This window comes from Ruegeria sp. BB10, from assembly GCF_056535725.1.
Genome location: NZ_JBQFIW010000003.1, coordinates 92602 through 105037, shown reverse-complemented (window position 1 = coordinate 105037; position 12436 = coordinate 92602). Strand labels below are relative to the sequence as shown.

The window sequence follows — 12436 nt, the reverse complement described above, 5'->3', positions numbered from 1 at the left end:
GTCCCCTTATGCCTGGCTGTCCTGAATGGCGCGGATCAGACCCGCGCGGTTGATCACCCCGACCGTGTTGCCATCCTGCGTGACCGCGACGACACCGTGGCCATCGACGCAAAGGTTCATCAGATCGGACAAATCCATCTCGGGATGCGCTTCCTTTGCATCCTCCGGCACCTCGCCATGATGGGCCTCGAATTCGTCCACCGGTTTCATCACCGAATGGGCGAAGATCATGTTGAGCTTAGATATACCGGCAACGAAATCGGCAACATAGTCGTCGGCGGGGTTGAGGATGATCTCTTCCGGTGTACCAATCTGCACGATACGCCCGTCTTTCATAATCGCGATGCGGTGGCCGATGCGAATGGCCTCGTCCAGATCGTGGGTGATAAACATCGTCGTTTTATTCAGCTTGTGGCTGAGGTCCATGAACTGATCTTGCAACTGTTTGCGGATCAGCGGATCGAGGGCCGAGAATGGCTCATCCATCAACAGGATTTCCGGATCGGCTGCAATGGCGCGGGCAAGGCCCACGCGCTGCTGCATGCCACCCGAAAGCTCATGGGCGTATTTGTCTTCCCATCCGTTCAGTTCGACCAGCTCCAACACCCGGTCCGCCTCTTCCCAGCGGCGGGCTTTGCCGGTGCCACGTATTTCCAACGGCATCGCCACGTTGTCACGCACGGTGCGGTGCGGCATCAGGCCGAAGTTTTGGAACACCATGGCAACACGCCGGTTGCGTAGATCGCGCAATCCTTCGTCATTCAGGCCCATCACGTCATCGCCATCCAGATAGATATGACCATCCGTTGGCTCGAGCAGTCGGTTTACATGGCGCACGAGGGTCGATTTGCCCGAACCAGACAGGCCCATGACACAGAACAGCTCCCCACGCTCAATTTCGAAACTGGCATCGGCCACGCCAACAACGCAGTTGAAGCGGTCCAGCACTTCGGCCTTGCTCAGCCCATCGCTGTGGATGGCTTTCAAAGCCTCCTGCGAGCGCGCGCCGAATACTTTCCACACGCCTTTTGCGTCGATTGCGATATCCGCTGTCATACTGACCCCACCGCTGTTGAGAGTGTTACAGGGCGCCCCCGAAACACCGGGGGCGCGACGGCTTTAGTTTGTTTTCAGACCAAGCCAACCATCGACGGTATCGCCATTCCCGGCGATCCATTCGGCCACGACCTCGTCAATCTCGCGGCCCTTGACCACGACCTCGTAGGTCAATCCGCTAAGCTGGGCTGCGCCCATGTCGATATTGGCCAGAAAAGAGGCAGCCGCCGGATTGCGCTGTTCCAAAGACTTGGAATGCGCCACGGTCACGGTTTTAACCGGCTCGCCGGTGCTGACATGGGATTTGTTGTACCAGTCGGCATCCTGATCCGGCTGCACCATCTTGTAGGTGGCCGCGTCATGCTCGGGCTCTTCCAGAATGGTTACGTCATAGAGGGCATGCACATAATGCGGCGCATAGCAGTAAAACGCGGCCCCTTTCTGCTGGTCGATCTGATCCTTCAGACGCGAATAAAACACGGTTTCGTCTTCGGTGGTGGGTGTCAGGAAGGTTTCGATGCCGTAGTCCCGTACCCGCACCTTGAACGTGTTGGTCGACGCCCAGCCGGACGCGCCGACCCAGACCTCGCCCAGCCCGTCACCGTCTGAATCGAACAGTTCCTGCGCCATTGGGGTGGCCAGATCGTAGATGGATTTGATGTTGTGATCTTCGACCATGTAGTTCGGCACGCAAATCCCGGCGCGGCCTTCGTAGCTGCCCGAAGACAGTCCAACCGTGCCCTTCTGATCAACGTACTCATCGGTGAACGAAGACTGGTTCGGCAACCAGACGTCCGGGTGTACGTCGATATCGCCGCGCCCGCCATCCATGGCGGCAAAGATCACCGCGTTGGCACCAGGAGCATAACCGACTTCGCCGCCCAAACGGGTTTCGATGACCTGACCGATTACCCGGCTCATAATTTTGGCACCGGGCCAGCTGGGTTCACCCACCATGACCTTCTCCTGCGCCATTGCCGTTGTTGCGCCCAAGATCATGGTCAAGGTTGCCGTGAATGTTAGTTTCCTCATATGTCTTCTCCCGTTGCGTTGAGTTGCATGCGCCATCAAGCGCGCGCCCGCTTGCGTTGCGGGTCTATGAATGGAATGTCCGAGACGGTGGCACACAGGCGCTTCATCCGCCCATCAAGCTGTCCGATCTCAAGTTCGGTGCCATTTTCCGCGTGTTCGACCGACAGCCGCGCCATCGCGATGGCGTGTTCCAACATCGGTGAGCGGGTGGCCGAAGTGACCACACCCACCTGCCGCTCACCTGCAAAGACAGGGGCACCGTGGGCGGGTACATCATCGCAGCCAATCAGTAACCCCTTGAGTACCCGGCGCGGTTCGCGCGCATTGCGTTCCAGCGCAGCCTTGCCGGTAAAGTCGGATTTGGTCAGGTCGACGGCAAAACCCAACCCCGCTTCGAATGCATCGACGCCCGGCGCGAATTCGGCGTTGGCGGCGGCCAGACCGGCCTCGATCCGGATAACGTCCAGCGCGGCCGAACCCATTGGCGTGATCCCGAATTCCTCACCCGCTTCCATCACCGCGTCCCAGATTGCGACTGCATCGGATTTGGAGCAGAAGACCTCATACCCCAGTTCTCCGGTATAGCCTGAGCGCGACAGCATGAACGGTGCGCCCTCGCGATCGCGCAGACGGGCGACGGTGACGCCAAACCATTTCAGGTGATCCAGCCCGGGTACATGAGGTTGCGTAAAGGCGATCTTGCGCAACAGGTCGCGCGATTTCGGACCCTGGATTGCCAGGTTCGGCATCGCACCGCGCAATGCATGCACGCGCACTTGCAATCCGTGTTCATCCGCCAGCGTCTGCAACACGCGACCGCTTTCTTCCGAGCCACAGCACCAGCGGAAAATCTCGGGCGCAAGGCGGAACAAGGTGCCGTCATCAATGACGGCCCCGCTTTCGTCACACATCAAAGTGTAAGACCCACGCCACACCGGCAACTTGGCCACGTTTCGCGTGGTCGCCAGCTGCAACAACGCCTCGGCATCCGGGCCGATAATGTCGAATTTGCGCAGCCCGCTCATATCCTGAACCGTCACCGCCTGACGGCAGGCCCAATATTCTCCCAGCGTGCCATGGGCGGGATAGCTGACCGGCGCCCACAGATCGCGCGCCGGCGCGAAATGCTGGGTCAGCGGAGCGAGCCGGTCGTGAAACGCGGATTCCTGACTGATCGACATCGGGGCATCTTCCTTTTCGCGATAGGCCACCGCGCGGCGGATCGGTGTTTCGGGGCGATAGATGCGCACATGCACATCTGTCGGATTCCAACCATTAATCGGATCAATGTCATCCGGGCAGGCGGTTGAGACACAGACCAGATCCTCGATCGCGCGCATCGCGACATAGTCCCCAGGACGAGAATGGGATTCTTCGGTCTGGATGTGATGGGTCGCCGGATCGATCCATGTGTTCCAAAAGAAATTGATGGCCGGCCAGGCCGCACGCCGTGCGACGCCATACGGGGCCAAGGCATTCGACATGTTGTCGGAACAATTCAGATGACCGGGAAACCCCCGCTCCTCATACCCGCGTGCGGTGCAAGCCAGACCGAAAGTGTCATGTCGCCCGCAGGTATCCTGTATGACATTCAACAGCGGACGCATCTCGCGATCAAAAAATTTGTCCAGCAACCCGGGCCCTGGGAATGCACGACGCACCATCGAGCGGGTGGCGGTGGAGTCGATCATCCATTCGTCACCACGATCCAACCCATCAGCGCGCAGCGCCATGAAATCCGAACACTGTTGGCCTTCGACGTCGATGATCTGAACAAATTCTCCGGCCTTCAGTTCATAGGCAACTGCCCTGCCCCGCGGTACGGTGAATTCATCCCGTGTATCACCCAGCAAAGGTGGCAGGTGCGAGTCTTGCGCAGCGGATGATTTGTGTTGAACCGTAACGCATCCGGCCCCTGCACCTTCGATCAACCCCGAACGTTCATTGGGACGGATCACCCAGACCGTAACGGACGTGTCGGCGCGCAGAATCACCGGATCGGTCACTTGATCCAACCTGTGTCCGGGAACCGGTTCCCCCCCGCCCTGTGCAGCAATCCATCCTGAATATCGGGCACTATCAAAGTCGCCCGCTGCGATCTGTCCGTTTGCCGTCAGCCCCAAGGTTGCCAACATTGGATGCCCAACCTCGTCAAATGCCGTCAAATCCAGAGGTTGCGCCGGGCCAACCCCTTCTATCGACAGCAAATCCCCAGCGGACATTTTCAGTTGCAACGCATCGCGCGGGGCCAGGATATGCGTACGCGCATCTGAGATTTTCGGAAAGCCCGGAAACCGCCGGCCAAGGCCGTTAAACCCCGTATTCGCGAACGTATGTAAGACTGAAGATCCGTGCATGGTGCAGCCAGATAGCCAAAATGTAACTAGTTACAGAGGTTGCTGAAACTAGTTACATATGTCAACACTTTCTTATACGACCGCAGAAACGGACCCAGAAAACGGTGAAGCCAAGAAGCCCTGAACCCAAAAAACGCGCAAATCTCAGAGACGTGGCCAAAGCGGCGGGTGTATCGGTCGCAACGGTGTCTCGGGTTCTCAATGAACCAGGCGTGGTGAAGAAAGACACGCTTGAGAAAGTCCAGGCTGCCATTGACGCGTTGAAATTCGTACCCAGCGCCGCCGCACGGGCGATCAATTCCGGCCGCACCCGATTTGTCGGAGCTTTGGTGCCAACGCTTGACAACGCGATCTTTGCCCGGTTCCTTGCCGCGCTAGAGCGTGAGCTGTCCGAACACCAATTGTCCCTTGTTGTTGCGACAACGGACTCGGACCTCGAAATCGAAGCCGATAAAGCGCAAAGCCTTGTTGATATCGGAGCCGAAGGTCTGATTATCACAGGTGCCACCCACAGTGACGCACTGCACGATTTGATCGATCGGACGATGCTGCCGACGATCATCACATCCTTTTATGACGCAACAAACCCTCTGCCGACCATCGGGTATGACAACGAAGCGGTGGCTCAGCTTGCCCTGCAGCATCTTGCCGACCTTGGGCATCGCCACATAGCTGTTGTACACGGTCCGGTGCATGATAATGACCGAACTCGCGCACGTCTTTCCGGGCTGCACGACCTGCCCTGGGACGGACAGCTAACCTGCTACGAGACCCAGATTAGCCATCGTGGCGGCGCGGAAAGTGCCAAACTCATCTGCGGGCAGGCTCAAAAACCGGACGCCATTTTGTGCCTGTCAGATGTCGTTGCCTTGGGGGTTTTGTTCGGTCTTCAGCTCGAGAATGTCTGCGTGCCCGACGATATCTCTCTGGTTGGGGTCGACGATCTGCCCAGTTCTGCTGTCGCAGTGCCTGCCATCACCACAGTGCATTTGCCGGTGTCTCAAATGGGTGAGAAAGCCGCCGTTGCCCTCGCACGCTGGATTTCGGATCAGGAAAGACCCAGTGCCGAACGGCTTGACGGTCAGCTGATCGAACGGCGGTCAGCCATTCCGAACCCGTCCCATTTGACGTCCTGAAAACCAAGTTCCCGTTTCATACAGGTACGGCATGATCCTCATAACCGTTGGCACATTACGTGGAATCCCAGCGTCCTATGGTGTCAGACGGTCGACCCAATTGGTGCGCAAAAATATGTCATTTTGCGCACCACATAGCAGGTCTTATTTTGCGGTCCTATCTCACCTTCCCGCTTTATGTTTTGCCGCGAAACTCACGCAGGTAATCGGCCAACCGTTCAACGATGTTCTGCGCGTCTTCGGCAGGGATATCCATTCCACGAATACGAAGGCGTAATTCGCCTGCGGACACTTCGGCCAGAATGTCGCTGCCTCCGGTCAACGCCACCGGAGCCAGGCGCTGAACCTGTTGCGGACGCCCTCCCCTCGCCTTGTCTTTCACAGGGACAGGTGACGTCTTTAGGGCGGCTTCCAGCAACGCCCATTCCGATTTTTGGTCCAACTCGCCCACCTCGGCCAAAGCCTGACGCAATTGGGGTTGTGCCCCCTCCCGCAATGCGGCCGCTAGTTTCAGTCCTGCTTTTTCGGACAGGGCGACCGGGTGCTGCAACAAGTCACCAAGTGCTTCGTGTACCACCGCAAAACTACGAACCTTGGATCGTTTTGCCTTGGACGCAGCAGCAAACAAAACGTCAACAGCGGCTTCGGTCGATGCAAATACCCCCTGTCCCGCGGCTAAAACCGCAATGCGTCCACGTTCATAAGGGCTGAGATTTGCCCTAAGTTCGTTTTCCTCGACCATTGAGACATAGGCGCCCTGCCCCGAACCAGCCTCTCGGACAAAGGCTGGGATTTCAGAAAACCGCGGATCGGTCTCGGCCAGGCGCCGGAAGGCATTCAATCGTCGGAAGCCAGAAATCAACCCGTAACCTTCGCCGTCACGCGTGACCTCAATTGGTGTGCGCAACCCGTGAACGCGCAAGGACTCCAAAAGTTCCGCCATGGCTTCTTCATCTTCAACCATTCGGTCGCGACGAATGAAATCGGCATCAATCTGATCCAGCGACAGCATTTCCGCCACCAGTCCGGCATCCTGCGCATCGCGCCATCGAGCTGCGTCACCTTGATCCTGCGCCAGAGCAAGGCGATCGGTCACCGCTGCCATGCCATTGAGCGTTGCAGCCTCAGCCGCGACCTGTGCAATCGGAGGAGTCGATGATTTGGTTTCAAACGGGCTGATCGACGGTTTCGCCGCGAAACCAGCCTCAAGCTGTTCCAATTCTGACGTGTCCGGAGCGGTCAGTCTTCTGCGTTTAGCCATCTGCGTTTCCTTCCATCTGAGCGTCGCGCCACCAGCAGCCGATCAAGACCTGCTTGAATTCGGCATAGGTCCGGTCGAATGTTTCCCGACCTCGTACATACGTATCGCGATTGAAGTCCCTGTAATCCGCTTCATAGATTCCATTTACCTGCTCACCCGCCTGACCGACCAGAGCGGTATAGTCCTGACGGTATGCATTCATGAAGTCCCCGAAATAGGCCTGAATCACATTTGCCATATCGGTTTGCTGGCTGGCATCAAACCGAGTGATTATGGCCCTGACCACATCCCATTCAAACTTGAGCTCGGGCAAACCAGCCGCCCTTTGCGCCGCGTTCTCACCGTCCTCGATGCTGGCAAAAGTCGTGTAGAGCATGTCAAAGAACCGGCCCGTTGAATCAAATTCAAGAAACGAGGCCCCCAAAGGCACAAGCAAAATATCAGCTGCAGCCAGCGCGTTGATCGTTAGGTACCCAAGTGCAGGAGGCGTATCGAGGAAAACAATGTCGTAATCGTTCAACACTCCTTCATCCTGCAGAAAGTTGGTCAAACCATCCCAAAGCGGCCAACTGCGCAAACCCATGCGCCAAACGGGTATCTGAAACTCGGCCCAATACAGGTTCAACTGGGCGCCAATCAGGTCGATATTGGGCCAATGCGTTTTCTGAATAACATCGCGGGGCAGGGTATTGAGCGCTTCTTGCAGCGTTTCATCCAGGGGGATTTCAGGCTGCCCAGCCGCATTGCGGACCCGGTTTTCCTCTTGTACGGCACGCGCGTAATCTTTGGCTATAAGTGGAAAAACCGTTTGCCATTCATCCGCAACACTTCCACCTAGAATTGAGGTCATCGAGCCCTGGCTGTCCAGATCTATAACCAATACTTTATATCCGTCCAGCGCAGCTGACATTGCCAGATGCGCAGCAGTTGATGTCTTGCCGACACCCCCTTTGAAATTGGCCACAGCAACCACCTTTGCAGGAAGGCCATCTGGTCGGTATGGCAGATATTCCTTGGTGCTGACGCCTTCGGCTGCAAAGTGTTGTCGGAGGGTCAGTACTTCCTCCAGCGAAAACCACTTGGAGCCAGCCTCGCCTTCACCCTGCGGCAATTCGGGATTGGCCTTGAGCACCCGCCGCAGATGCGCAGGTGCAACAGGGATCAGGTATTTGGTGATCTCCCAGATGGAAAATCTACGCAGTCTTTTTTCGCCGTCCGGAGCATACCCACGTCGCGCCAGGTCTTCGCGCCCTTTTGCGCAGAATGTAGCCGCTTTGGCGAATCGAGAAGTTCCGATAGGATCAGGCAACTTTTGCGCTGCTAGCTCTGGATCCAGATTCAAATAGGGCGGCAGAGGAGGTTGGTTAGATTTATTCACTGTCGATGCCTCGGGTAATGTTCGCCTTAGCGGCGTATATTGCCCAACATAGCGAACATTTTCCAATGACGCTATCCTCAGAGTGAGAGTTTTCCACAGAATAAGCCTCTCTGAGTGGGTTTCGCCACGAAACCAGTAAAATAGGCAACACCAGAGCCAACAAAGAGTTTATTTATTTTAGATGTTTTAGAATCTTTACGAGAAAAATAGTGTTTAAAGCCAATAGCTTAAATTCACTTCAGCACCTGTTTACGGTATGAAAGGGACCAGAATCCGGTATCAAAGGTACCCGTCTACAGGTTGCTTAGTGCCGAGTTTCAGGAAGAAGGGGGCCGATTCGCAGGACGCTGAAATTTCGACCAGATTAGACCCTAAATTTTCGTTTTTCGCCGGGTCGCAGTACATGTGAAACCCTCTAATTGGGCGACCCTCGATCCGGTTCTGTGGATAACTGCGAGGATTTTCAGGTCAGGTACCCAGATACGGGATTCTCTCTTTCCTGTATTTGGGTACCCAAATAGAATTGATCCATGGGTACTTTTTGTGCAAGAAATACCAAAACGAGCAGCCAGGCAGAATCATGCCGGATACACAATTGGATATGGATCAGCTCTCTGGTGCATTGCGTCGGGAGACGGTCAAGAAAAACGTCGCCGCGATTCACATCAGCGGCAAGCTTACGCTTTTGCAGCGTAAGCTCTCGAATGTCCTGTTGTTGAACGCGTATGACGCACTAACCTCGGCGCAGACACATACTATCGACGCGCGGACGCTTGCGATGATGGTCGGCTATAATTCAAACGACTTCGATACGCTGCGGGCGAGTTTGCGAGCGCTGGCCGAGACCGTCGCGGAGTGGGACATGTTGGATGAGCAGGGCAGACAAGAATGGGGCGTGTCCTCATTGCTCAGCTTTGCCAAGCTGAAGAACGGGGTCTGTGAATACGCCTACTCCCCGGCGCTGGCCCAAAAGCTTTATGATCCGAAAATCTATGCCCTGATCAATGTGCAGATCCAAAGGAACTTTAGCTCTGGGCATGGCCTGGCGCTGTATGAGAATTGTTATAGGTTCGTCAGAACCGGTTCTACGGGCTGGTGGGCGCTGGACGTGTTTCGCAAACTCATGGGGGTAGACGGCAGCGATTATTACGGCAGCTTCAAACACCTCAACGCCAAGATCATCAAACCCGCCGTGGCTGAGGTGAACAAAAGTTCGGACATACTGATAGAGCCACAGTTTCAAAAAAAGGGCCGCACGGTCACGGATATCCGGTTTCTGATCAAAGGCAATCCACAGAAGGCAATGTTCGAAATCGATGACAGCGATGGCGTCCGCAATCTGCAAGTTTACAAGACGCTCCGTAAGCAAGGGGTGTCCGACCGGTTGGCGCGACAGTGGATTGCGGAACATGGTGAAGACTATGTGCAGCAAAAATTGGATTATGTAAGCGGGCAGGGGGATGTGAAATCAACGGTTGGATATTTGTCCGCCGCCTTGCGCGACGACTATCAACCGCCGGAAAACGGTTCTCCGCCTGAACCCAGCCCCGAAGCCGTCGAGGCCGCGCGCGTACGGGTCGTTGAGAAGGCGCTAGAAGATCAGGCTTACGCAGCCCGAGTGGCTGAGCGTACCGAGCGGTCGCGAAAGCTGTCTATCGTTGAAGAACTGGTTTCGCGGCGAAACCCAACCCAGCGGGATGCGGACAAACGCTTGTTTATGGCAGGGCTCGACAATGATCTGGACCGGGAACACTTCCGCGCCCATGGCTGGCGTTCTGGTCTGAACGCCAATGCCATCTTTGATTTTTGGGAAGAGCTTGAGCCGGACGCCTTCGCCTAGGCGTCAAAGGCAAAGGCTGTGAATGCCCGTTTTCATCAACGGTCCTTCATCGCAGATTTCAACGCATCCGCAAATGCGCTGTTATGCGCATTACTGTCAGATTTTGCGCGTTGCGGACCTTTGAGTTTTGACGGGCCGAAGTTCTTTTCTGGTCCTCGACTGGCCCGATCTTCGCGAGCTGATGTTCCGCCATCCTTGCGCATGGTTAGGCCAATCCGCTTGCGGGGGACATCCACCTCGACCACGGTGACCTTGACGACCTGGCCGGTCTTGACCACCTCATGCGGGTCCTTGACGAAACGGTCTGCCAATTGGCTGACATGGACCAGCCCGTCCTGATGCACCCCGATATCCACAAAAGCGCCAAAGGCGGCGACATTTGTCACTGTGCCTTCCAACACCATGCCCGGTTTCAGGTCGGTGATGTCTTCGACACCGTCGGTGAACGAGGCGGTGACAAAACTGGGGCGGGGGTCTCGGCCAGGCTTTTCCAGCTCGGCAAAGATGTCGCGCACGGTCGGCAAGCCGAAGGTGTCGTCGACGAATTGTTCTGCGCGTAACCCCTTTAGCGCTCCGTCGTGACCCATGATCTGACGGATGTCGCGCCCGCAGGCCGAAACAACCCGGCGGGCCACGTCATAGGCCTCGGGGTGAACTGAAGAGGCGTCCAGAGGTTCCGACCCGTCGCGTATGCGCAAAAAGCCTGCACTTTGCTCATAAGCGCGCGGGCCAAGGCGGGCGACCTTCAGCAGCTCTTTACGTGATTGAAATGCGCCATTCATGTCGCGATGCATGACAATTGCTTCGGCCAAGCCGGGCCCCAACCCCGAGACATGAGAGAGCAGGGGGGCTGAGGCCGTGTTCAGATCAACCCCCACCGCGTTCACCACATCTTCGATCACCGACGCCAAAGATTGCGACAGCCTGTGCTGGTCCACGTCATGCTGGTATTGGCCGACCCCAATGGATTTAGGTTCGATCTTAACCAGTTCGGCCAGCGGGTCCTGCAGCCGACGGGCGATGGAAACCGCACCGCGTAACGACACGTCAAGATCGGGGAATTCGCGCGCGGCCAGTTCTGAGGCGGAATAGACCGATGCGCCAGCCTCGGACACAACAACCTTGGTCGGGGCCGAAACAGCTTTTGGCAGCAGTTTCAGCGTATCACCCACAAGTTTCTCGGTTTCCCGGCTGGCGGTGCCATTGCCGATGGCGATCAGTTCAATCTCGTGCGCAGCGATCAGGTTCAGAATGGCGGCCTGCGCGCCGCGTAGATCGTTCTTAGGTTGAAACGGATAAAGCGTATCGGTCGCGACCACTTTACCTGTGGCATCAACCACCGCAGCTTTGACGCCAGTTCGAATACCGGGGTCCAGACCCAGGGTTGCCTTGGCACCCGCCGGTGCAGCAAATAGTAAGTCTTTGAGATTGCGCGAGAAAACATCAATTGCTTCATCCTGCGCTCGGCCGCGCAGATCCGCCATCAGCTCGACCATCATCGACAGCGACAGCTTAACCCGCCAAGTCCAACCCGCCACTTTACGTAGCCACAGATCTCCGGGACCGTCTCCACGTGTGTGAAGGTGCGCGGCGACAATCGCTTCGGCACGGGCGGCGCCAGTTTCGGGATCGGGCGCGATATCCAGTGTCACGATCCCCTCTTTCGAGGCCCGCAGCATCGCCAACGCACGATGCGACGGGGCTTTTGCCCAAAGCTCCGAATGGCTGAAGTAGTCGCTGAACTTCGCGCCTTCCTGTTCCTTGCCTTCAATTACCTTTGAAGTCAGCAGGGCCTCGCGCTGCATGAAATTGCGCAGCTCGCCCAGTAGGGCGGCGTTTTCGGTCAGCCGTTCGGTGATGATGTCACGCGCGCCGTTCAGCGCGTCCTTGACGGTTGCCACTGCTTCGGTGACATAGCCCTGCGCCAGAATTTCTGGGTCAGCCGACCGATCCGCCAGAATGGCATCCGCCAGCGGTTCCAACCCATTCTCGCGGGCAATCATCGCCTTGGTGCGGCGCTTGGGTTTGTAGGGCAGGTAAATGTCTTCCAGCTGCGCCTTGGTATCGGCCTGCGCGATGGATTTGACCAGATCGTCGGTCAGCTTGCCCTGATCTTTGATCGAGCCCAGGATCGTCTCGCGCCGCGCTTCCAGTTCGCGTAGATAGGTCAGGCGGTCAGACAGGGTGCGCAGTTGGGTGTCGTCCAGCCCACCCGTCACCTCTTTGCGGTAGCGGGCGACAAAAGGCACGGTGGCCCCTTCGTCCAGCAATTTCACCGCGGCCCCCACCTGTTCGGGGCGGGCATTGATTTCGGTGGCGATGGTGCGGGCGATGCGGTCCAAGGGGGCCTCCTGAATATGTCTGGAGGGACTTCTT

8 protein-coding genes are annotated in these 12436 nt (G+C 56.9%); 2 read left to right on the top strand and 6 right to left on the bottom strand.

The window, feature by feature from the left end; translation table 11 throughout:
• Window positions 1-6: 6 nt before the first annotated feature.
• The 3 genes from ACR3EP_RS20690 to ACR3EP_RS20680 all read right to left on the bottom strand — a co-directional run bounded on the left by ACR3EP_RS20690 (window position 7) and on the right by ACR3EP_RS20680 (window position 4445).
• A complete protein-coding gene (locus tag ACR3EP_RS20690; RefSeq protein ID WP_170505995.1) occupies window positions 7-1056 on the bottom strand; it encodes a quaternary amine ABC transporter ATP-binding protein in 1050 nt (349 codons plus the stop codon).
• Between the two features lie 63 nt (window positions 1057-1119).
• Window positions 1120-2088, bottom strand: a complete 969-nt coding sequence (locus tag ACR3EP_RS20685) for an ABC transporter substrate-binding protein (RefSeq protein ID WP_480639274.1) — start codon at window positions 2086-2088, stop codon at window positions 1120-1122.
• 35 nt (window positions 2089-2123) lie between these two features.
• On the bottom strand, window positions 2124-4445 hold the full coding sequence (locus ACR3EP_RS20680; RefSeq protein ID WP_480639273.1) for a DUF1989 domain-containing protein: 2322 nt from the start codon (window positions 4443-4445) through the stop codon (window positions 2124-2126).
• Between the two features lie 104 nt (window positions 4446-4549).
• Between ACR3EP_RS20680 and ACR3EP_RS20675 the strand changes: the two genes are divergently transcribed.
• On the top strand, window positions 4550-5581 hold the full coding sequence (locus ACR3EP_RS20675) for a LacI family DNA-binding transcriptional regulator (RefSeq protein WP_480639272.1): 1032 nt from the start codon (window positions 4550-4552) through the stop codon (window positions 5579-5581).
• A 175-nt stretch (window positions 5582-5756) separates the two neighbouring features.
• On the opposite strand, the gene ACR3EP_RS20670 is transcribed toward ACR3EP_RS20675, so the two are convergent.
• Window positions 5757-6842 carry a ParB/RepB/Spo0J family partition protein gene (locus tag ACR3EP_RS20670; protein WP_480639271.1) on the bottom strand — a complete coding sequence of 362 codons (1086 nt, stop codon included), beginning with the start codon at window positions 6840-6842 and terminating at the stop codon, window positions 5757-5759.
• Window positions 6835-8220 carry an AAA family ATPase gene (locus tag ACR3EP_RS20665; RefSeq protein WP_170349970.1) on the bottom strand — a complete coding sequence of 462 codons (1386 nt, stop codon included), beginning with the start codon at window positions 8218-8220 and terminating at the stop codon, window positions 6835-6837. The genes ACR3EP_RS20670 and ACR3EP_RS20665 overlap by 8 nt, the downstream gene beginning before the upstream one ends.
• A 580-nt stretch (window positions 8221-8800) precedes the next feature.
• Between ACR3EP_RS20665 and ACR3EP_RS20660 the strand changes: the two genes are divergently transcribed.
• Entirely contained in the window at window positions 8801-10060 is a 1260-nt protein-coding gene (locus ACR3EP_RS20660) for a replication initiation protein (RefSeq protein ID WP_480639270.1), read from the top strand.
• Between the two features lie 35 nt (window positions 10061-10095).
• Here the strand turns inward: ACR3EP_RS20660 and ACR3EP_RS20655 are convergent, their stop codons facing one another.
• Window positions 10096-12402 carry a Tex family protein gene (locus ACR3EP_RS20655; protein WP_480639269.1) on the bottom strand — a complete coding sequence of 769 codons (2307 nt, stop codon included), beginning with the start codon at window positions 12400-12402 and terminating at the stop codon, window positions 10096-10098.
• Between the last annotated feature and the right edge of the window lie 34 nt (window positions 12403-12436).